The sequence below is a fragment of the Gluconobacter cerinus genome (assembly GCF_025961355.1).
Classification (GTDB): domain Bacteria; phylum Pseudomonadota; class Alphaproteobacteria; order Acetobacterales; family Acetobacteraceae; genus Gluconobacter; species Gluconobacter cerinus.
The window spans coordinates 1,336,007-1,357,617 of record NZ_JAOQNM010000001.1 but is presented as its reverse complement, the minus strand read 5'-3'; the positions used below and the strand labels follow the sequence as shown (position 1 = coordinate 1,357,617).

Annotated in this window: 21 protein-coding genes and 1 pseudogene; 12 read left to right on the top strand and 10 right to left on the bottom strand. The window is 55.8% G+C overall.

Annotated elements, in window-relative coordinates:
- Positions 1-9: 9 nt before the first annotated feature.
- On the bottom strand, positions 10-642 hold the full coding sequence (locus M2305_RS06290) for a gluconate 2-dehydrogenase subunit 3 family protein (protein ID WP_264648872.1): 633 nt from the start codon (positions 640-642) through the stop codon (positions 10-12).
- A 174-nt stretch (positions 643-816) separates the two neighbouring features.
- On the opposite strand from M2305_RS06290, the gene sucB reads away from it, so the two are divergent.
- The 4 genes from sucB (at position 817) to M2305_RS06270 (ending at position 6,585) form a co-directional block, all read left to right on the top strand.
- Positions 817-1,914, top strand: a complete 1,098-nt coding sequence (gene sucB / locus M2305_RS06285; protein ID WP_264648871.1) for a dihydrolipoyllysine-residue succinyltransferase — start codon at positions 817-819, stop codon at positions 1,912-1,914.
- A 110-nt stretch (positions 1,915-2,024) separates the two neighbouring features.
- Entirely contained in the window at positions 2,025-3,005 is a 981-nt protein-coding gene (locus tag M2305_RS06280) for a L,D-transpeptidase (RefSeq protein ID WP_211495708.1), read from the top strand.
- 149 nt (positions 3,006-3,154) lie between these two features.
- Positions 3,155-5,401: a TonB-dependent receptor gene (locus tag M2305_RS06275; RefSeq protein ID WP_264648870.1), complete on the top strand. Its 2,247-nt coding sequence runs from the start codon at positions 3,155-3,157 to the stop codon at positions 5,399-5,401.
- Positions 5,398-6,585: a histidine-type phosphatase gene (locus M2305_RS06270; protein WP_264648869.1), complete on the top strand. Its 1,188-nt coding sequence runs from the start codon at positions 5,398-5,400 to the stop codon at positions 6,583-6,585. Before M2305_RS06275 ends, M2305_RS06270 begins: the two co-directional genes overlap by 4 nt.
- A gap of 62 nt (positions 6,586-6,647) precedes the next feature.
- Here the strand turns inward: M2305_RS06270 and M2305_RS06265 are convergent, their stop codons facing one another.
- The 3 genes from M2305_RS06265 to M2305_RS06255 all read right to left on the bottom strand — a co-directional run bounded on the left by M2305_RS06265 (position 6,648) and on the right by M2305_RS06255 (position 8,860).
- Positions 6,648-7,049, bottom strand: coding sequence for a DUF3597 domain-containing protein (locus M2305_RS06265; RefSeq protein WP_086634721.1), 402 nt, complete (start codon positions 7,047-7,049; stop codon positions 6,648-6,650).
- A gap of 71 nt (positions 7,050-7,120) precedes the next feature.
- Positions 7,121-8,416, bottom strand: a complete 1,296-nt coding sequence (ahcY, locus tag M2305_RS06260) for an adenosylhomocysteinase (RefSeq protein ID WP_086634722.1) — start codon at positions 8,414-8,416, stop codon at positions 7,121-7,123.
- Between the two features lie 90 nt (positions 8,417-8,506).
- Complete coding sequence (locus M2305_RS06255) at positions 8,507-8,860, bottom strand: hypothetical protein (RefSeq protein ID WP_099211936.1); 354 nt, start codon at positions 8,858-8,860, stop codon at positions 8,507-8,509.
- Positions 8,861-9,055: 195 nt separating this feature from the next.
- On the opposite strand from M2305_RS06255, the gene M2305_RS06250 reads away from it, so the two are divergent.
- Entirely contained in the window at positions 9,056-10,120 is a 1,065-nt protein-coding gene (locus M2305_RS06250) for a transporter (protein WP_086634723.1), read from the top strand.
- 132 nt (positions 10,121-10,252) lie between these two features.
- A complete protein-coding gene (locus tag M2305_RS06245; RefSeq protein WP_264648868.1) occupies positions 10,253-10,693 on the top strand; it encodes a hypothetical protein in 441 nt (146 codons plus the stop codon).
- Between the two features lie 299 nt (positions 10,694-10,992).
- Here M2305_RS06245 and M2305_RS06240 read toward each other — a convergent pair.
- From M2305_RS06240 to mutY, 5 genes and pseudogenes are all read right to left on the bottom strand, one after another.
- Positions 10,993-11,515: pseudogene (locus tag M2305_RS06240) on the bottom strand (thiamine pyrophosphate-binding protein); the annotation flags it as partial.
- Positions 11,516-11,543: 28 nt separating this feature from the next.
- Positions 11,544-11,927 carry a hypothetical protein gene (locus M2305_RS06235; RefSeq protein ID WP_264648867.1) on the bottom strand — a complete coding sequence of 128 codons (384 nt, stop codon included), beginning with the start codon at positions 11,925-11,927 and terminating at the stop codon, positions 11,544-11,546.
- 83 nt (positions 11,928-12,010) lie between these two features.
- Positions 12,011-13,192 carry a Gfo/Idh/MocA family protein gene (locus M2305_RS06230; RefSeq protein WP_264648866.1) on the bottom strand — a complete coding sequence of 394 codons (1,182 nt, stop codon included), beginning with the start codon at positions 13,190-13,192 and terminating at the stop codon, positions 12,011-12,013.
- Between the two features lie 110 nt (positions 13,193-13,302).
- Positions 13,303-13,926 (bottom strand): hypothetical protein, encoded by a 624-nt coding sequence (locus M2305_RS06225; protein ID WP_264648865.1) that lies wholly within the window; start codon positions 13,924-13,926, stop codon positions 13,303-13,305.
- Positions 13,923-14,984: an A/G-specific adenine glycosylase gene (mutY, locus tag M2305_RS06220; RefSeq protein WP_264648864.1), complete on the bottom strand. Its 1,062-nt coding sequence runs from the start codon at positions 14,982-14,984 to the stop codon at positions 13,923-13,925. Before mutY ends, M2305_RS06225 begins: the two co-directional genes overlap by 4 nt.
- Positions 14,985-14,994: 10 nt before the next feature.
- On the opposite strand from mutY, the gene M2305_RS06215 reads away from it, so the two are divergent.
- Positions 14,995-15,513 carry a DciA family protein gene (locus M2305_RS06215; protein WP_064275159.1) on the top strand — a complete coding sequence of 173 codons (519 nt, stop codon included), beginning with the start codon at positions 14,995-14,997 and terminating at the stop codon, positions 15,511-15,513.
- Positions 15,514-15,627: 114 nt separating this feature from the next.
- On the top strand, positions 15,628-16,272 hold the full coding sequence (locus tag M2305_RS06210; RefSeq protein WP_264648863.1) for a hypothetical protein: 645 nt from the start codon (positions 15,628-15,630) through the stop codon (positions 16,270-16,272).
- Between the two features lie 29 nt (positions 16,273-16,301).
- Here the strand turns inward: M2305_RS06210 and serB are convergent, their stop codons facing one another.
- A complete protein-coding gene (gene serB, locus M2305_RS06205) occupies positions 16,302-17,195 on the bottom strand; it encodes a phosphoserine phosphatase SerB (protein ID WP_264648862.1) in 894 nt (297 codons plus the stop codon).
- A 42-nt stretch (positions 17,196-17,237) separates the two neighbouring features.
- On the opposite strand from serB, the gene miaA reads away from it, so the two are divergent.
- From miaA to ilvC, 4 genes are read left to right on the top strand one after another with little or no spacing between them, the layout of a single operon-like run.
- On the top strand, positions 17,238-18,245 hold the full coding sequence (gene miaA / locus M2305_RS06200) for a tRNA (adenosine(37)-N6)-dimethylallyltransferase MiaA (protein ID WP_264648861.1): 1,008 nt from the start codon (positions 17,238-17,240) through the stop codon (positions 18,243-18,245).
- Positions 18,246-18,254: 9 nt separating this feature from the next.
- On the top strand, positions 18,255-20,051 hold the full coding sequence (gene ilvB, locus M2305_RS06195) for a biosynthetic-type acetolactate synthase large subunit (RefSeq protein WP_046900381.1): 1,797 nt from the start codon (positions 18,255-18,257) through the stop codon (positions 20,049-20,051).
- On the top strand, positions 20,051-20,578 hold the full coding sequence (gene ilvN, locus M2305_RS06190) for an acetolactate synthase small subunit (protein WP_064275493.1): 528 nt from the start codon (positions 20,051-20,053) through the stop codon (positions 20,576-20,578). The genes ilvB and ilvN overlap by 1 nt, the downstream gene beginning before the upstream one ends.
- Positions 20,578-21,597 carry a ketol-acid reductoisomerase gene (gene ilvC, locus M2305_RS06185; RefSeq protein WP_046900379.1) on the top strand — a complete coding sequence of 340 codons (1,020 nt, stop codon included), beginning with the start codon at positions 20,578-20,580 and terminating at the stop codon, positions 21,595-21,597. The genes ilvN and ilvC overlap by 1 nt, the downstream gene beginning before the upstream one ends.
- Positions 21,598-21,611 lie beyond the last annotated feature (14 nt).

Below are 21,611 nucleotides of genomic sequence, written 5' to 3'. Positions count from 1 at the left end.
GGTCTTGTCTCACGGTTTGGCTGAAGGGATTTTGGGTGAAGGTTCGAAGGATTCCCGCTCATTGGCATCAACAGTCTGGAACCCTTGGAACACACCATCCCCACCGTTGAGGTTGGCGGAAATTCCTAGCGCATCCTGAACACGAGCATCGGCGAGGAAGCATTCAATCGCGTCTGCCCGGAGATCAAAAGACCACTTTTGCATCTGTTCAGGCGTCAGGCGGTTCGCCGCATTTATGCCGTGGCGTCCTTCCGCGATTTCATCGAGCGTCTGACCAATCGCTGAAGCATTAAGCGCCGGGAACGGCATGCTGTGCTGAGCTTTGGCGAGATCATCCAAAGTCAGTAATGCCTGCTCCCACGCCGTGACGTCCGGAGGAAGTTCTGCAAACCGCCAGCCGTCGCGTGGTCCGGCAAGGGCGGTATCTATGCGGACGGCCAGATTAAGAGGACTGTTTCCCAGAATATCTTCCTGAGGAAGCAGAACCGGCAGGAGGGCCTCAAGAACCGCAAAGGCTTTTGGGGAAAGGACGCGTGGCGCCTGTAACAGGTCGTCCTCAAGGCGCGTGACGAGAATGTCGCGCGTCCTTCCAGAAAGATGATCGGATGCAAGAAATTCGGGATAATCCGAGGGAAGGGGCATGACGGTGTCCTTTGGTCTTCTTTTCAAAGTCCCGGCATAGGGATAGTTCCTGGCTCCCGTTTGACCGCAAGATGCACTATCCTGTTTTTGTGATCCTGTCGTATGTCCGACGGAACGGGAATTTTATAGAGATCCATCCCTTGATCGGGATGTTTGTGCAAGTAAGGAGTGACGATGGCGGTCGAAATCCGGGTACCGGCGCTAGGGGAAAGCCTGACGACCGCAATCGTCGCGCGGTGGCTGAAGCAGTCTGGCGACTATGTTCAGCACGATGAAACAATTCTCGAACTTGAGACAGACAAAGTCAGCGTTGAGGTGACTGCCCCGTCCGCCGGGCGTCTGGAGAATTGCATCGCGGTTGGCACAGAGGTGGAAATAGGGGGTCTTCTGGGAGAAGTGGACGAAACGGCTGAAGCGCCGACTGTCGCTCCCGTTGCTCCTGTCGAAGCGGTAAAGCCTGAGCCTGTTTCCACGCCTGCCCCCGAACCTGTGCCTGCTGCTGCTCCGAAGCCGGAACCCGTTGCTGCACCGGCCAAAGCACCAATTCCCTCAGCGCCAAGGGCAGATGATGGTCGCGAGCGTCGTGTTCCCATGTCACGCCTTCGTCAGACTATCGCACGGAATCTGAAAGCAGCTCAGAATACGGCTGCCATTCTCACGACGTTCAATGAAATTGATATGTCAGCGGCAAAAGCTCTGCGGGCAGAATATCGTGACGAGTTTGAAAAAAAGCATGACGGTGCCCGGTTGGGCTTCATGTCATTTTTCGCCCGGGCTGTTGTTGGAGCGCTGAAGGATTACCCGGCACTTAATGCCCAGATCGAGGGCGATGAGATTGTTTATCGCGATTTCGTCAATCTGGGCATTGCCGTGGGTACCGAGCGGGGACTTGTCGTCCCGGTTCTGCATGAAGCCGATCAGATGAGCTTCGCCGAATTGGAGCGTCGGATTGCCGACTATGGAAAGCGTGCGAGAGTTGGGTCTCTCAAGCTTGATGAGCTTTCTTCTGGAACGTTTTCCATAACGAACGGAGGCATTTTCGGCTCACTTCTGTCCACGCCGATTCTGAATACGCCGCAATCGGGTATTCTGGGGATGCATGCCATTCAGGATCGACCCGTTGTGCGGGATGGTCAGATTGTTGTCAGACCAATGATGTATGTCGCACTTTCCTACGATCATCGAATTGTCGATGGTCGGGAAGCAGTCAGTTTTCTTGTTAGAGTGAAGCAGCTTGTTGAAGATCCAAGACGCCTGTTGCTCGACCTGTGACTTTTTGGGGAGATGGCGCGTTAAGGCGTGGCGTCTCCCGCTGAACGCTGGACGGTTCTGCCGATCCCCCGCGTTCATTGAACCATTATGAACCGAGGGTAATCCTGTCCATGCGGCCTGTTTCCACATTGTATCGCTCTGCCAGACTTCTTGTCGTGACAACCGCATTATGTGGTGGCGGTCCTTTGTTGTCAGCGTGCGCACATGCGGATCCAACTCCTCCGGCATCGAGTGCACCAGGTGGAGATGTTTCTGTTCCTCCGCCTGCCAGTAATCCTGTGACAGATGCTACGCCGGTGGTTCCTGCGGTTCAGATTCCGCCACTTCCTGTCGTCAGCAATGCAGAGGCCCACAAGGAAGCTGCGCGGCTCGTGAAAATGATGGCAAAGACCGTGAAGGGTTTTACGACTTATAAGCAGGACCGTCGGGAGGCATTTGTCTCTCTTGCTCAGGCTGAAGTTGCAAAGGCCAATCAGCCTGTATCACGTCCTCAACTGATTATGGTTGTGGATCGTAATGAGCGTATTCAGCATCTTGATTTTGTTCTGGCATTACCAGACGAGCCTTGGGTGTCCCTAGGAGGCACTCCTGTTTCAACAGGAACAACAGGCCGGAAATACTATTACATTACTCCGACAGGCATATTTCAAAATTCAGCCGACCGCTTAGGCTATCGTGCTGAAGGCACAAAAAACAAATATGGTATCCGCGGGATTGGTGCCAAAGGATCTCGTGTTTGGGATATGGGATGGCAGACGGCAATGAAGGGCTGGCTCCCAAAACATGAAACCGGGCAGATCCGGCTGGAAATTCACGCTACGGACCCACAGTTTCTCGAGTGGAGACTTGGTCACTCTGCGTCTGAAGGGTGTATCCGAATTCCAGCGACGATGAACCGCTTCATGGATCATTATGGTCTGATAGATGCGCTTTACGAACAGGCGGCCAGCTATGATCCTCGCTTTGCGGCACTCCTGCCCAAGGACCGGGAGGCGACCCCGATCGCAGGAGATTTGGTTGTTGTAGTGGATTCCGGCCCATTGACGGAACCGAAGATTGACCCCATCGCGGACAAGCGACCGCTACCCTGATACATTCCAACACCAAAATGTTTCATAATATTTATGACAGATTTTGGTATTCCGTATGAAGTTTCTATTACAGGTTGGTAATTCCTGTTCTCAGCGCTGGGTAGTAACAGTAATGAGCGTTCTCTATTCCACGGGAGCGCGCAATTCCAATGATCAGTACCAGAAAAAAAATCGTCCTGCAGACAGGCGTTATGGCTGCGGCGATATTTTTTGGTTCAACGACCAACGCGGCAGAGCTCAAGCAGGCTGACACCGAAAAGGATGCATCCAAAGAAAAGCCGAAGGTCGAAAAGCTCACAGTTCTTGGGCATGCTGCACGTATCGCTCCCGCAACGGTTCCGCTAGACATTGCGCAACCGACATCAAAAATTCAGTCGGGGTTTTTGGAAAATAATATTATTCCGCTCGCCAGCGTTGATGACATTATTCAATTCCAGCCAAGCGTATTTTCTCAGAACCCGAATGGTCCGGGAATGGGAAAAGCTGAAACTATGAGTCTGCGTGGTTTTCAGGACGGCCAATATAATATGACATTCGACGGCATTCCTTTCGGAAATGCTTCGGATATGGGTCATACGACGTCCTCACTGTTTATCTCTCACTTTCTGGGGGAGGCGCAGATTGATCGTGGTCCGGGCACAGCGTCAACGATAGGAAATGCGACGTTCGGCGGAACCATGGGATTTACGTCTAAAAACCCAGCGGCGCGGATGGGAACAACGCTTTACGGGACGTACGGTAGTTTCAATACTCGCGCAGGTGGCATTGAATTCGATACAGGCAAAACCAGAATGGGCCGTGCTTTTATCGATATGCAGCACGAGGAAACCAATGGTTATCTGACCAATTCTTCTGAGCGTCGCAGCAACCTGATGTTCAAGGATGTTATCGATCTGGCGCCAGAAACAACGCTTACGATTGAAACGACGTATAACAAGGAATGGCAGTACACGACCCAGGGCGCCACGCTGGACGATTATAAAAAATATGGAAAGAACTACGGGTTATGCAATGACCCATCGAAGCAGTGTTATTATGGGTATCAGCCAAGCGTTTATACATCTGATTTTGATTATATCTCCCTTAAGACAAAGCTTTTGTCCTGGCTCACATTAGAAAATCAGATTTACACCAGTGGTTTTGAGCATGATTATTCTGAAAGCACAGACGCAAGTCAAGGTGATACCGCAGCAAACGGTGTGACATTTTATAATGCCGCCGGGAAAAAGGTGGCGACTTATAAAAACGATATTCCTGGAAAATATGCAGATGCGGCGTATCGGACATATGGCGATACCCTTCGTCTGAAGGGGCATACGTCTTACGGTGATATTCTTCTGGGGGTTTGGGCGGATGTTCAGAAAGATCGCCGCTATACATATGCCATTGATCTGAGCCAGAATTCCGTTCCGGTTCTTGGTAAAAATGGTTCAGCATATAGCTACGATATTTCAGACCTGAACACGACAATTCAACCGTATCTGGAGCTTAATTTTCATCCGTGGGCAGGAGCAACAATTAAGCCGGGTGTAAAATATTCCATATTCAAAAGAGATTATGATGCAGGCATTAATAAGGGGACAAAGCTCCCACTGAAAGACACGCAAAGCTATGGATCATGGCAGCCATCCATTGCAATTAATCAACGTATTATGAAAAACTGGAGCGCTTATGCTCAGGTTGCGCGCGGCTTTCTCGCGCCACCACTGTCTGTTTTTCAGGTTAGTTCCGTTGGAAATGTAAAGCCTGAAACCACCATGAATTATCAGGTGGGATCGGTATATCATGGGCGCAACTGGATGCTTTCTCTGGATGGATATTACATCAATTTCTCGAATTATATTGCCTCTGCGCAGATTCAGGTTCCCAATATCGGTACGACATCGACATATGTGAACAGCGGTGGAGCAGTGTACCGAGGAATTGAACTCGAAGGGCAATATGTCATTGGTTACGGTTTTTCCCTTTATGGGAACTACAGCGTCAATGACGCAAAATATAAGCACACCAATGTTCGCGTTGCCAAAAGTCCAAACGCTTTGGCGTCTTTCGGGCTGCTCTATGAGAGTGAGCATGGGCCCTATTTTTCAATCATGGGAAAATATGCCGGAACGCATTGGGGCTTGGACAGCACGACTGATGATGCAGATAATACGGTCTTCAAAAATCAGTACAAAATCGGAAGCACTGTGACGGCGGATCTCGCCATGGGTTGGCGCATTCATCATATTGGCTCGTTTTTCAGTAACGTGACCCCAAGCATCAAAATTGCCAACCTGTTCAACAACCGCGCCATCAGCGACTTTGCGGGGAACCAGTCTTATGGCGATGCCCCACTGTTCTGGCGTATTGCTGGCCGGAGCGTGTTCTTCAACATGACGGCGACGATGCCATGATGCGGCGACTGTCTTCGCTCGCTATTCTGTTTGCCTTGGGGGGCTGTGCCTCTCAGGCGCAGCCAGATGTTCTCGAAAAAATTGTTTTTCTCGGCCGACACGGGATCCGTAGTCCGACACTTTCACCGCAGGAAATGCAGCATCGGACGGGTCATACCTGGCAGACATGGTCTGTAGCGCCTGGAGAAATGACACAGCACGGTGCCGTAGCGTTGGCAGCGATGGTGCAGGCTGTTCAGAGAAACTATAGCGCAAGCGCTCTGTTTCATGGCGCCGAGAAGTGTCAGACTATGAAGCAGGAGACTGTTGTCTGGGCTGATACGGCTGATCATCGGACGCGACAGACGGGGGACGTCTGGGCCAAAGAAATAGCCCCAGGATGCGCCATAAAGGCCCAGTGGGCGACGACGGGTGTCGATCCGGTTTTTAATGCGCTTGGAAGTCAGGCCGGCCAGATTGATCGTGGAGTTTTGGAGCAAGAATTTGTAGCCGCCACGAAGACATTGTCCGAACCGGCCTCTCATAACGCTCTGAAAGCCGTTCAATCGCTCATGGCGCCGGAGGCATGCTCGGAGAGTAATTCGTCGCCTCAATGCTTTTTAGGTGCGACGAAGATTGAGTGGAAAAAAGGAACGCCACATCTTCAGGGCGGCTTCGTAACGGGAGGCATGGCTGCAGAAAGTCTGTTGCTGACTTATGCAGAAGGTTTGTCTCTGGCTGACTTCAAGGTGGCTGACAAAGATGCGCCGGACGTTCTGGAAGCTGTTATGCCTGCGCATGAAGCGGAAAATCATCTTCTGAGGCGTCTGCCCGAATATGCCCGCGCTAGAAACGGGGTGATGGCGGAGAGTATTCGTGCGTTTTTGTCTGATCGCCCGGTTCGGTCTATCCCCGGGATATCGCCTTCCACAAAGGTGCTTGTTCTGGCTGGCCACGATACCAATCTGGCTGCGATGATGGCCCTGTTTGGGCTCGACTGGTCTTTCCCCGATCAACCGGATTCTACGGCCCCAAATACCGTTCTGGCGTTCGAACGCTGGCGTCACGCAGATGGCTCACGGGATGTCAGGATCAGGGTTTTTCACCAGTCTCTGGCAGAACTGCGTCAGGGAAGGGCTCCTGATATCGAGACGTCTGCCTTAACACTGTCCCCTTCGCGGCCCATTCTTTTTTCTACGCAGTGAAAAATAAAAAAAGCCCGGATGAGAACATCCGGGCTTTTTCGTAACAGATCCTTTGGAAAGGCTTAGTGAGCCCAGCCTTCAGGAACCTTACCACCGTTCTTGGCCAGCTCGGCATAGACCTGCTTGATGAGCCAGACGTTCATCGTTGCTGAGTCGTCTGTGCTGCCCGTGTAGTGCAGTTCGCCTGCAAGCTGCTTGCGTGATTCCAGAGAACTGTCGAGGCCGAGCAGCTTCAGAAGATCCACAATCGAGGTCTTGTAGTTCAGCGGCTGGCCAGCCTTGGATGCCAGATCCGAAAGAACGGCATCCACATCTACTGGTGCGGCTGGAGTTGCAGGCGTCGCTGGGGCTGCGGCAGCCGGAGCGCCAGCGGAAGCCTGTGCATCAGCCGTGCCGGAAGTTGTCGGCGTGGCTGCTTCTGCATGTCCGAAAATCTTGGACATGATCGAGCTGAAAAGACCCATAGGAAATTCTCCTGACGGTTTGAAAAACAGTGTCGGGGTAGACAACGCCTACCCCGTGTCACCTGTTCCGCTCAGTAACGATATTCTTCGTGCTTGAACGGACCAGCAACCGGAACGCCAATGTAGTCAGCCTGCTTCGTGGACATCTTGGAGAGTTCAGCGCCGACCTTTGCGAGGTGCAGGGCAGCAACCTTTTCGTCCAGAGCCTTTGGCAGGGTGTAAACCTTCACCTCGTACTGGCCCGGCTTGGCGGTCCAGAGTTCGATCTGGGCCAGCGTCTGGTTGGTGAAGGAAGCGGACATCACGAAGGACGGGTGGCCCGTGGCGTTGCCAAGGTTCACGAGACGGCCTTCGGAGAGCAGGATGATGCGGCGGCCTTCGGCCAGCTCGACTTCGTCAACCTGCGGCTTGATGTTGTTCCAGCGATAGTTGCGCAGGGCTTCAACCTGGATTTCGCTGTCGAAGTGACCGATGTTGCAGACGATCGCACGGTCCTTCATTTCGCGCATGTGGTCGATCGTGATGATGTCCACATTGCCCGTGCAGGTGACGAAAATGTCGCCGCGCGGTGCTGCGTTTTCCATGGTGACGACTTCATAGCCTTCCATGGCGGCCTGAAGGGCGCAGATCGGGTCGACTTCGGTCACGAGAACGCGGCAGCCTGCGTTGCGCAGGGAAGCAGCGGAACCCTTGCCCACGTCGCCGTAACCGGCAACCACGGCAACCTTGCCAGCCATCATGACGTCTGTGCCGCGGCGGATGGCGTCCACCAGGCTCTCGCGGCAGCCGTACAGGTTATCGAATTTGGACTTCGTGACGCTGTCGTTCACGTTGATGGCCGGAACCTTCAGCGTGCCAGCCTTTGCCATCTGCCAGAGGCGATGCACACCCGTCGTCGTTTCCTCAGACAGGCCGCGGACGTCCTTCAGGAGTTCCGGGAACTGGTCGTGCATCATGACCGTGAGGTCGCCGCCGTCATCAAGGATCATGTTCGGCGTCCAGCCGTCCGGACCCGTGATGGTCTGCTCGATGCACCAGTTGAATTCTTCTTCCGTCAGGCCCTTCCAGGCAAAAACCGGAATGCCAGCGGCGGCGATGGCTGCTGCGGCGTGATCCTGCGTGGAGAAGATGTTGCAGGACGACCAGCGGACCGTTGCGCCGAGAGCTGTCAGTGTCTCGATCAGCACGGCGGTCTGGATGGTCATATGGAGGCAGCCAGCGATACGGGCGCCCTTAAGCGGCTGGGAGTCCTTGTACTCTTCGCGGAGTGCCATCAGGCCGGGCATTTCGCCTTCAGCGATGGAAATTTCCTTGCGGCCCCAGTCTGCCAGGGAGATGTCGTGTACCTTGTAGTCCTGCGTGGTCATGATTGGCCCTTACTGCCCGTCTTGGATGGCAGCAGGTATAGAGATTTGGCGGAGCCACGCAAAGTGTGGCTCCGTCGCATCTGGTCTGTGTCAGTTCGGCTGTGCGGTGTCAGGCTTCGTCTTGACCGTCAGGTGAGACTGCTTTGTCCGCTTCAGATGGCTCTTGTATTCTGTCTTGCCCTGCTTGGACGTGTTGGACATGGCGTGTGGGGCCGCAGGGGCTGGCTGGTCCGGCTGTTCCGTAATGGTCCGGGGATTGGTCGGAAGATGGTTCGCCGGCTGATCAATGGTGGAGTTCTGGGCCTTCTGCGCGGCAGTGTTGGCCGTTTGCGTCTGGTCGTTGCTGGGGCTGCTGATGGCCTGCGCGAATGCTGTTGACGAGACCGCAGGGGCAGCCATCAGAACAGCGGTGGCAAGCAGGGAAGCTTTGAGGCGAATGGACATGATTATATTTCCTTTGATGGTGAAGAGCTGGCTCTTCCAGGAATAATCTGTTAACTCCCGGCCAGCGTAACAGTTGCCATAAAGAGCATATTGCGTCTGCTGTGCGGCCATGTCAGAGAACGGCAGATTACCCTCTGTCGTGCTGTTGAGTGCCGACAAAGGTCCAGAATACCCCCTGAAGAACAGGAGGATGCCGTGTCAGAGAACTCCACCTACAACTTTCCTTTCACGGTGATCGATCCTGCGTATCAGGAGACGGGGAAGCCTGCGTTCGCGAACGGGCTGGTCTGGGCTGTTCATGCTGTACCCGGACAAGACCTGCGACCTTTGGGTCAGGAAGAGGTTGAAGACCTTCTGACACCGGGCCACGAGCTGACGTCGCAGGGCTGGTTCTGGCTTCATTTCGATACGGTCCATAGCTCCGCACGCTCTTTCGTCGCGCATTTACCCGATCTGCCTGAAGATGTGTGCGGGATGCTGGCAGAAACGGAATACGGGATCGCACTTGAAGCGGCTGATGACCTGATCTGGGGCGCGCTACCTGCTTTTGATGATGCCTTGTCTGAAGATGACCGGGAGATCTGTGCATGGCGCTTTGCAATGCGACCCGATCTTCTGATTACAACGCGGCGCAATCCGATCCCGGTTCTTGGAGCCGCTTACCGGTCTTTGAAAGCCGACCATATTCCTCCGACGCCGGCAGGAATTATTGATCGTGCCCTTCGGGAGTTCACAGGGACAGTGCGGCGTCAGCTTGGCCAGCTTGATGACGACCTGGATCGCGCGGAAGATGCTCTTCTACTGATCGAGCATCGTTCTGATCTGGGTCATCTGGGTGGCATTGTTGGTAAGGTGCGGCGTCGGGCGACGGAACTGCGTCGTGTTGTGACGCCAATTGATCGCGTTCTGAAAGACGAAGATCTGGATCTTCCGGATTGGGCAGAGGACGAACTGCGGGATCGGGCGGAGCGCCAGGTGCATGCAGCTCTGGACGATCTTATCGCGCTTCAGGACCGTGCCCGGTCTTTGCAGGATGAACTGGGGTCCAATCAGGCAGAAGAAACTAACCGGCGGCTCTATATCGTATCGGTTGGCACAACCTTGATGCTTCCTGCTACGTTCGTAACGGGATTCTTCGGAATGAATACCGGCGGAATGTTTCTGGCTCAGGGGGCCTGGGGGACCATTGAAGCTGGTTTTGTCTGCTTCGTTTTCATGAGTGTGACGTTTCTGTTCATGAAATTCGCACGTCTTCTCTAAAAGCTTGGCAGGTTAGAAGCCGTAGAAATTTCGTTGGATAAGGTCTTGGCCTAATCGCCGGAGCGGTTAGTCTACGTTCTGTTACGAAAAGATACGGTTATTTTGACTGTGCCTGATGATGGAGAGTGGACAGTGATAGCGCTTTTTCAAAAGAGCATTGCTCTTGGTATCGTGGGTATCAGTCTGGCTGCATGTTCACCCGAAGCGTATACGCCCGAAAAAGCGATCGCAGCGGCAGCGGCAGACCCGACGGGCGTCGTTGGAAAATTCGAGATGACTGTCCAGCGCGTCGGGCGGCAGAATAATATGGTCTATCTGGATTCCGCTGATAACTATCGGGATCCGAAGACGCTTATCATCGCCATTCACGAAAGCACGGTAAACGACTTGCTACAGGGAACATCCCAGACCGCAGAGCAATATTTCATGCATCGTCACGTTCAGGCTTCAGGTCTGGCCAAAAGGGTTTTAATCGGCCGGATCAAGGCAGATGGCACGATTGGTAGTACTTACTACCAGACACAGGTGTTTATTGGTGGCGTTGAAGACATAAAGATCCTGCCTTCGAAGTAAATGCCGAAGGCCCGGACGCTCTGAAAACAGCTCTATCGGGTGTCGTTTTGAATGGGGAGGCAGATTAGCTCTTCCCGATGGGCTCAAGGATTACTCACGCGCTGAGACCCCGTTTGGGGCGATACTCGGCCCAGAAACAACATGTCTTCGGTCGCGCTGTCGACTGTTTCTTGGAGCGCTTCGCTTGCTTGAAGCTTGCTGCCAACAGGAATGATAATTTTCAGGGGCGCTCTAAGACGGCAGAGACGTTCCTCTGTTGTAGCGTTCAGGTATTTCAGATTGATAACTATCTAATGTCACGGCGGAAACCGGACTGGGTCTCACGCAGGGTTGGCCTGCGATATGACATGGAATTTCCAGATAGGCTGGTTTTTTCTCGCGTAGAGCTGCTCGGAGAACGTGATCTATTTGCCCCGGGGCTGTTTCAGCCGAAGTGATTTTCTCTGCGGCTACAGTGATGCGGCCGACTATGGCGATCTGACTGGGTAAAGCGCGATCCGCCCCTTCGTCATCTGTGTTTGATATTCCTGAAATCAGGATGACAGGCAGGCTTTCAGCGTAGGCTTCGCGTATGACGTTCAGGGCCGAGGTTGCTCCAGCCCCGAGCGTCATGATCACTGCAGCTGCACCATTAACACGGGCATAGCCTTCTGCGGACAAGCTGCAATTCAGCTCATTGCAGCTGTAGATTTGCTTCATGCCGCCATGAGCCAGCATTTGATCCAGCAAAACGAGATTGTCGTCGCCCGTCACTGCGAAATGGTGCTTCAGCCCAATCTGGGTAAGGCGTTCAGCAAGATAGTGCCCGACGGTGAAGGTCATGGTGCACGCGCCTCGGGGGCGAGGTCAGTTATTTGCCTGTTGCGGGCAGGTTTGGTGCCGGTGGGTTTACCGTCGGCGGGGTAGCTTTACCCAGGGTTGGTACGCCATGGGGTTGCTGTGCCGCATATTTTTCGAAGGCTTCCTGCGTGCCGATATAGGCGCAGTCGCAGATGTCACGGTCTGCGTAGATATAGCGCAGGCCTTCAGGTGTGGTGCGGGTCAGGAAAACATGCTGGGGCATGAGTTGAAGTTCGGCCCGGCGGGACGGCGAATTGGCCGGATGCCTGACAAACCCTGCTGAAGCGAGTTGCTGCTCCTGCGGGCTGAGAGGTTCGGACACGCAGCCTGCAAGGCTGAACGCTGCGAGGAAAAGGGCGGCTGGTACGGAGAGGGGAGAAGAGAGTTTAAGCATAGCAAAGATCCTAACTGTCTGGGCGGTGTGGGGTTCCATTGCATGCGAAGTGTGACTTGCACGAGATAGGTTGAGGAGGGCGTTTACAACGCGTCTTTAGGCAGGTGGATCATCTGACCTGTTCTGGCGGACTGATAGAGCGCTTCCATCAGTTTCTGATCTCGCAGCCCCTCTTCGCCAGACGTTCGGGGAGGCTGGTTCTGGAGAATGCATTCAGCAAAATGGTCGATTTCCAGAGTAAACTGGTTCTCGGCCGGGATGTGCCATTCGCTGACGATTTTATGGTCACCCTGACGTCGTCCAATGCGCAGGCGATGCCCCGTATAGGCAAATGCGTTTTCCAAAGAAATCCATCCTTTTTCCAGGTGGATGCGCAGGTCTTTGCTTTCGTGTGCACCGTAGCTGGTGGCGCAGTTGGCAATTACACCTGACGGGAAGCGGAGCATGAATGAAAATGTTTCGTCCAGATTTTTGTAGCGTGGATCATCAGGAGGGCTGACCATCTGTGCGAACAGACTTTCAGGCTCTTCTCCAAGCACAGAGCGTGTCCCGTTGAGACAATAGAGACCGATATCCGGAAGGGCTCCTCCGCCAGCCAGTTCGGGTTTGAGGCGCCATTGATCCGCGTTTCCCTGCATCTGGGTATTGATGGCTTCTACAAGTTTGGGTCGTCCCAGTTCGCCGCTTTGAACCAGTTTTCTGACAAGTTGATTGAAGGGTTCATAATGGCAGCGATAGGCAATCATGAGCCTAACACCTGCAGCATGGCAGGCTTCAATCATGCGTTTGGCGTCTGCGCTTGAATTTGCCATGGGCTTCTCGCACAGGACGTGTTTGCCTGCGGCGGCAAGCGCTTCTACCTGACTGGCATGCAATGCGTTGGGGGTTACGACATACACGACCTGAATGTCGGGCCTGTCTGCCAGTTTGTGAATTTCATCATAGGTAAAAAGCGAATCTTCCCCGATCCCATAAGCATGTCCTGCGTATCTGGCTTTTTCCCTGCGACCGGAAATGAGCGCTACGGGTTTAGCCAGCCGACATTGAAGGAAGGCAGGAAGAATTTCCCCGAGGGTCAGCCGTCCCAGTCCCATGACTGCGAACCCGATACGCTCGGATGGTGGGAGGGCGTGTGGAGGCTGTGCTTCAGGAACGTCAGCGTCTCCGCGCCAGTTTCCAAAAGTAATCTGACCCTGTTTGACTGTTCCCGTATCTAATTCGGAGGGGAGAAGATGTTTGAGGTCAGAGGACGGTGTTTGAGGCATTGTCACAGCTTTCCCTGAGAGGTTTTCAGGAAAAGCAACGCAGGTTCAGCCATGAAAGGTCTGGAAATCACCTGCACTCACGACAATCGTGAATTCCGTGTCCTGATGTGTCAGCTGGGGCGTCTGACATGAACTCGGAAGGGAGGCTGATCAGCGTTTCGAATAAACGAGATTTCGGCTTCGTGCCGTGCGGGGAGCCGTCCGATCTGTTCAATATTCTGGATGTTGGCGGCCAGGGGAAGAGGTGTTTCTCCCAAGGACCACAGGAACCCTGCGCCAGGTTTGATGGGCGGAAGTACCTTCCCGGTGGCTACATCAATCAGGCTGGCGGATTGAGGGGTTAGAAGAGTGGACAGGCCACGCATGACGTCTTCCGTCATCGGAAGAAAGCGCTCCCAGTTTTTTGGAATGGAGGCGTCGGTGTTGATTTCGCCTTTTCCCGGCACGGGGACGCTTTTCAGAAATTTGTCGTGCCCTTTTAACTGAAAAAACAGCAGCCCTTTTTCAGCATCATGGGCCTCAAATACGGGCAGCGGGCGGGGCATTGAAACGCGCTTGGTAAACGTAATGTCACAAGGAAGGTTGAGGGGTAGCGCAATCAGGGCTGACATGCCGGGATAGACGCCAGGCTGGAAGGGAGTCGGAGAAAAATAGTCGCTGATCGGGTCATGATCCAGAACGCGGCTATGCCAGTCCATGAACCACAACTGGGTTTTGGGAAAAGTCTGGCTCATTTTTTCTCCATATCAGTAACTGCAAGGGCAAGGCATTTCTTCATAACGCCTGGCAATGCTGCGCGTGTTGTTGACCGAAACGCGCCAAAGGATGGGTCGATCCCTGCATTATGTCCCGCAGGGAGGGTCTTTGCGTAAACCATGAGCTTAAGTGTGAAATGGGTAAAGACATGAGTGACCTCTCCCCGTAAAGACCACGGCCCAAGTGTCGGGGCATGGTTCATGGCATCAGCTTCAGTCCAGGGGGCCTCGCGCCACTCCGTCCCCGGAAATTCGTCCATGCCGCCGAGAAGACCTTTTTCAGGTCGGGCTCTCATCAAAACCCGTTCGCTTGTATCCAGAAGGATAAAGTGCACGCCGTAACGCGTGGGACGGGCCTGTTTGGGCGCTTTGCGAGGAAGTGTGGACGCTATTCCTCTGGCATGGCCAAGGCAGGATGGACGCCAGGGGCATGTCAGACAAGATGGGTTGCGGGGTGTGCAGATTGTGGCCCCAAGATCGAACAGGGCTTGGGCAAAGTCTGATGGACGATCCTGTGCTTCTGCTGACTGGTTGAGGAGCGCTGCCTGTTTGGCCAGAAGCGGGCGCGAGGCGGGGAGAGGGTTTTCTATGGCAAAAAGGCGTGATGTCACGCGCTCGACATTCCCATCGACCGGTACGACGGGGCGGCCGAAGGCAATCGCGGCGATGGCGCGCGCGGTATAGGCCCCGACGCCTGGAAGCTTCAGAAGGTCTTCGACCGTGTCCGGGAATTGCCCGAGTTCTGCAACGCGTTTGGCGCAGGTGTGGAGATTACGAGCACGGGCGTAGTAGCCGAGCCCGGCCCAAAGATAGAGAACGTCTTCCTGTGGGGCTGCGGCCAGATCCTGCACGGTCGGGTAATGCGTGAGAAAGCGTTCGTAATAGGCTATGACAGCCTTTACGGTCGTCTGCTGAAGCATGATTTCGCTCAGCCAGACGGCATAGGGGTTAGGCCGCTGTCCCGGGAGGCTGCGCCAGGGAAGGGTGCGGCGGTGAGTGTCGTACCAGCGGAGCAGGTCGGAAGCATCAGGAGTCACGGAGAGGGATATGACGAAGGATCACGGTCCGGACAAGAACCTTCGTGGTCGGGCGGCGGGAATGGACCAAAAGCCCGCATGGATTCCCAAGCGGGGAGGAGCGCGGCAGATTGGTGCTCTGGTGCCGGGAATTACCAAGCCGGCGTTCAAGAAGAAGTCTCCGCTTCTGGTTCGGCTTTCCATGGACTGGGAAGATTTTATCGGTCCACGTCTGTCTCGTGTGACCGAGCCGCGTCGGCTGTCGGCAGGGTCTCTGACGCTGGCGTGTTCGGGGCCGATTGCCATGGAATTGCAGCATCTCGCACCTCAGATCATTGAACGGATCAATACAGCCTGTGGTCTGCGGGGCGAGCATCTTATTCTTCGGTTGAAGATTGTTCAGGACATGACAGCATTTGAGAGGCCCAAGCCGCCAAGGCCCAAGCCCGTTCAGGTTGATGTTCCTGAGATTGAGGATGACGAGTTGCGGGATGCCCTGCAACGCCTTGGTGGCCATATCGGAGCGCGGGGTGGCCGCAGGCGTCGGTGACAGAAGTGTTTCACGTGAAACGACTTGTTTCATGCCCTGAAAGAGCCCTTTTCAGGGACCAGAGTTCTGACGATATGGAAAGTTGAAAAGCGGCTATTTCCAAGGAGACAAGCCATGAACATCACGAAAAAATCTGCTGGAGCCTTGGTGCTGGCCGCATTGATTGGTGCTGCACCGTTCTCGGCCATGGCGCAGCGTGGCGGCGGTCCGGGCGGTGGCGGTGGTGGCTTCCATGGTGGAGGAGGAGGCCGCGGTGGTCCCGGAGGTGGCGGGATGGGCGGATTTCGTGGTGGTGGCGGTTACGGTGGTGGCCCGGGGGGTGGATTCCGTGGCGGGCCTGGCATGGGTGGCTTCCGCGGTGGTCCGGGTGGTGGTTACGGCTATCGTGGAGGCCCCGGTTGGGGCTTCCGTCCCGGCTATGGTGGCTGGGGCGGTGGATGGGGTGGCCCGCGCTTCGTCGGTTGGGGCACGCCTGGGTGGGGTGGATGGAATGGCTGGGGCGGCCCGGGCTGGTTCGGTTACGGCTGGGGTACCCCGGGCTGGGGCGGCGGCTGGGGCTGGGGCGGCTGGGGCGTCGGTGCTGCCCTTGGTGTCGCAGCTGGCATGGCAATCGAAGGTGCTGCCAATTCCTATCCCGGCGGGTACTACCCTGGTGGATATCAGGGGGGTGTTCCTGCTGGCGGGTATGCCGTTCCGCAGGGATATTATGGAGCGCCAGCCTATTACGGTGGTGTCCCGCCTTATACCTGGGGGTATTAAGGCGGGAGTTTAAAAGCGCGGCCATTTCGTCAGTTAGTGACGAAATCGGCGGCGCGGTATCCCTGAGCGAACAGATGCGCGCGCAGACCTGAAAAATTGATCTGCGTGCCAATCACCTTCTTCACGTTCGGTTTTGCGTGGAAGGCTAGGCCTAGCCCGGCGCTGGCCAGCATTGGAATATCGTTCGCACCGTCCCCAGTTGTGAGCGCAGCACGAAGCTGAACACCCCGCTCAGTTGTCAGGGCTTCCAGATGAGTCAGCTTTGCATCTGGCCCCAGAACCGAGCCGCCTAGCTTTCCAGTCATCTTGCCATCGACGATTTCAAGAATGTTTCCGTGATTTTCGTCGAAGCCACATAGCTCTGCCACCCGTTGTGTGAACCATGTGAAGCCACCTGACACCAGAGCCGTCCGAGCATTGTGCTTGCGCATGGTCTGCACGAGCTCTTTCGCGCCGTCCGTCAGGGTTACATTCTGCCAGACATCTTCCAGAACAGATGCTGATTTTCCTGCGAGCAGAGCAACGCGTTGTTCAATGGACGTTTCGAAGTCGATCTCTCCATTCATGGAGGCTCGGGTGATGGCTGCAACCTGCTCGCCTACACCAAGAGCTGCCGCCATTTCATCCAGCGTTTCTCCCGTCACGATAGTGCTGTCCATGTCTGCAACGAGAACAGCTTTGCGGCGGCCACGGGTTTTTAGCAGCAGTGTGTCGACCTGATAGGGGGCCAGCGTTGCGCGGATTGTTGCGGCGCTTGCGGCGCCGGGCCCAGGTGTAGGGCATGGAATATCGACGGCTTCCCCTTCAGACAGAACGATAGGGGCTTTGCCTTTCACCAGAGAGCGGGCGACGTCGATGGCTTCTGGTTTGAGGGGGCCAGCCTTGCGGTCGGCAATGAGTGTCAGAACGGAAGGAAGGGACATAAGCTCTCGTAACGATCCAGCGCGTGTGGCAGGAACAGGGGAATGAACGCCCCAAAGACAGCAATCATTGTGGCTGGCCCGACGTGCTCCGGCAAGTCTGCTCTGGCTCTTGATCTTGCGCGGACCTTCAATGGAACAGTGATCAATGCTGATTCCATGCAGGTTTACCGCGATCTTCATATTCTCACAGCGCGCCCCGATGCAGCGGATGAGGCGATTGTTCCTCACCGACTGTACGGTGTTTTGGATGCGGCAACGCCGGGAAGTGTGGCCTGGTGGCGCGAACAGGCTCTGACCGAAATGGACGCGGCCTGGAGGGCTGGGCGTCTGCCAATTCTGTGCGGCGGTACGGGCATGTATCTCCGCGCTCTTACAGATGGTCTCGTGGAAGTACCTGATCCGGGGGATAGCGCGCGACAGGAAGCCCGAACACTGGCCCAGGACATTGGCCCGGCAGCTCTGTATGAGAAGCTGTTGGAGGTAGACCCGGAAACTGCCTCCACGCTGCGCCCGAATGATACGCAACGCATCTCCAGAGCATGGGAAGTCTGGCGTGGGACGGGGCATGGTCTTGTCTGGTGGCGGGCTCAACCCGGTCTGCCAGCGGCTCCCTGCCGATTTGTTTCCGTTCTTCTTGATCCACCTCGGGAGGAATTGCGGGCGTCTCTTGATGCCCGCTTTAGCCAGATGCTGGATGCCGGGGCGCTGGATGAAGTGCGTCAACTTGTTGCACGGGGTCTGGATTCTGTATTGCCAGCCATGCGCGCGCATGGGGTTCCTGAGCTTGCTGCGGTGTTGCAGGGTGACGTGACGATCGAGGCTGCGCGACAGGCTGCTGTTCTGGCGACCGGACGATATACGCGCCGACAGGCGACGTGGTTTCGGCATCATGCCTTGGGATCAGATGGCAATTCGATGGTTTCGTTTCGTAGATACACCCCATTTGCGCAAGAATCGAAAACAGAATACGAAAAAATTGAGAATTTTATATCTGAGCGAGTTGACGAATCCTACAGAACTGTCCTAAATCCCGCGCCTCATACCCCTTAGGAGGATACGGTGACGGCTTCTGCTGAAAGAGACGCAACAACAGGCAACGAGGCGCTGAATGGCGCGGAGGTGCTTCTGCGCGTTCTCGATGAACAGGGCGTAGAGGTAGTCTTTGGCTATCCGGGGGGCGCTGTCCTTCCAATCTACGATGCGCTCTTCAAGCAGGACCGTATCCGCCACATTCTTGTCCGTCATGAGCAGGCTGCCGTTCATGCGGCTGAGGCCTATGCGCGTTCGACGGGCAAGGTGGGCGTTGTTCTGGTAACGTCTGGCCCGGGTGCGACCAATGCCGTGACCGGCCTTGTCGATGCGCTGATGGATTCGATTCCGCTGGTCTGCCTGACCGGTCAGGTGCCGACGAAGCTAATCGGCAATGATGCGTTCCAGGAAGCGGACACGACGGGCATTACCCGCCCGGCCACGAAGCACAACTATCTGGTGCGGACGCCGGGTGCTCTGGCCCAGACGGTGCGTGAAGCTTTCGAGGTGGCGCGTTCCGGTCGTCCGGGGCCTGTGCTGGTTGATCTGCCCAAGGACATTACAGTTGGTCAGGCTCCGCTAACGGCGCCAGCGCTCTCACGGTTGAAGCGTTTCCGTCGTCAGGGTGGGCCGGATGCCGAGGCGATTGCCCGCACGGTCCAGGCCATGAAGACGGCCAAGCGCCCGCTGTTCTACACGGGTGGCGGCATCATCAATTCTGGTCCGGAAGCGTCTGAGCTGCTGCGTCGTCTGGCGCGCAAGACGGGTTTCCCGGTCACGTCCACGCTGATGGGGCTGGGAGCGTTTCCGTCTCCTGATCCGCAGTTCCTTGGTATGCTCGGCATGCACGGGTCTGTTGAGGCGAACATGGCCACGCATGGCTGTGACCTGCTGATCGCTCTGGGTGCGCGTTTTGATGATCGCGTCACGGGCCGTGTGGACGCGTTTTCGCCGAATTCGTTTAAGGTTCATGCGGATATTGATCCGAGCCAGATCAACAAGATCATCCGCGTGGATGTGCGTCTGGAAGGTGATGTTCGCGATACGCTTCAGGCGCTGCTGGACGCATGGGACGATACGCCGGCACCGGATCTGAGCACATGGTGGAACCAGATTGCGTCCTGGCGTAGCGTGGATGGCTTTGGCTTCACGCAGGATATGACGCCGTCTGCGGTTATCCGTCCGCAGCATGCCGTTCGTCGCCTGTACGAAATGGCGATGGAAACGGGGCGGGACACGTTTGTGTCCACCGAGGTGGGTCAGCATCAGATGTGGGCGGCCCAGCACTTCCAGTTCGCCAAGCCGAACCGCTGGCTGACGTCTGGTGGTCTGGGAACGATGGGCTACGGTTTGCCAGCCGCTGTGGGTGCGCAGGTTGCGCATCCGGATGCGCTGGTGATTGATATCGCGGGTGAAGCCTCGACCCTGATGAACATTCAGGAACTGGGGACGATCGCGCAGTATCGTCTGCCGGTGAAGATCTTCATCCTGAACAACCAGTATATGGGCATGGTGCGTCAGTGGCAGGAGCTGCTGCATGGGTCACGCTATTCCCAGTCTTACAGCGAGGCGCTGCCAGACTTCGTAAAGTTGGCGGAAGCGTTCCAGGCAACCGGGATGCGTGCGACCTGCGTGGGTGAGCTGGATGATGTCATCCGCCGGATGCTGGAGCATGACGGCCCTGTCATCGCGGATATCTGCGTGGCGGAAAATGAAAACTGCTACCCGATGATTCCATCGGGCGCGGCTCACAACCAGATGCTGCTTGGCCCGGATCAGGATTCCGCGGCGGCAGGTCTGACCGAAGAAGGGATGATGCTGGTCTGATGACGGAGACAATCCAACATTCGGTCATCTCGGTTCTTATTGAAGACGAGAGTGGCGCACTGGCCCGCGTGGTGGGCCTGTTTTCAGGCCGGGGCTACAACATTGAGAGCCTGACTGTGGCGCTGGTAGATGCCGAGCGCAGCCTGTCACGCATTACGGTTCTGACGTCGGGGACGCCGCAGGTTATTGAGCAGATCAAGGCGCAGCTGAAGCGTTTGATTCCGGTTCATGCGGTCTGTGATCTGACGGAAGAAGGCCCGTATGTGGGCCGTGAGCTTGCTCTGGTGAAAGTCGTTTCCCGTGGCGAGAACCGCACGGAAGGTCTGCGGATTGCGGATTCCTTCCGGGCGCGCCCGGTTGATACGACGGCCACCAGTTTTGTGTTCGAACTGACGGGGTCTCCCTCCAAGATCGACGCTTTTATCGAGTTGATGCGCCCCCTTGGCTTGGCTGAGGTTTCGCGCACGGGGATTGCGGCCATTGGTCGTGGCCCCTCTGTCTTTCACGTTAACGAGGAACATGTCTGATGCGGGTGTATTACGATCGCGATGCCGATCTGAATCTGATCAAGAGCAAGAAAGTCGCGATCATTGGCTACGGCAGCCAGGGTCACGCTCATGCCAACAACCTGCGTGACAGCGGCCTGACCGACATCGTCATTGGCCTGCGTCCGACGTCCTCTGCCGTTAAGAAGGCAGAAGAGGCTGGCTTCAAGGTCATGTCCCCGGACGAGGCTGCTGCCTGGGCCGACGTGGTCATGGTTCTGACGCCGGATGAAGGCCAGGGCGCCCTGTACAAGGACAGCCTTGAGAAGAACCTGAAGCAGGGTGCAGCACTTGCATTCGCACACGGTCTGTCCATCCACTTCCGCATTATTGAAGCCCGTCCGGATCTGGACGTGTTCCTGATCGCGCCGAAGGGCCCGGGCCACACGGTGCGTTCTGAATACCAGCGTGGCGGTGGCGTTCCGTCCCTCGTTGCTGTGGCCCAGAATGCTTCTGGCAAGGCGCTGGACATCGCTCTGTCCTACGCTTCCGCAAATGGCGGCGGCCGCGCAGGCATCATCGAGACGAGCTTCAAGGAAGAAGTGGAAACCGATCTGTTCGGTGAGCAGGCTGTGCTGTGTGGCGGTGTCGTTGACCTGATCCGCGCTGGTTTCGAGACGCTGGTTGAAGGTGGCTATGCCCCGGAAATGGCTTACTTCGAGTGCCTGCACGAAATGAAGCTGATCGTGGATCTGATCTACGAAGGCGGCATTTCCAACATGAACTACTCCATCTCCAACACTGCGGAGTATGGTGAGTACGTGACGGGTCCGCGCATCATCACGCCGGAAACGAAGGCCGAGATGAAGCGCGTTCTGACGGACATTCAGGATGGGACGTTCGTTCGTAACTTCATCCTTGAGAATCAGTCTGGTGGCGTTGGCTTCAAGGCTATCCGCGCTCGCAATGACGCTCACCAGATCGAGAAGACCGGTGAGAAGCTGCGTGCGATGATGCCGTGGATTGCCAAGGGCAAGCTGGTCGACAAGGCCAAGAACTGATCTTTACGGATTAG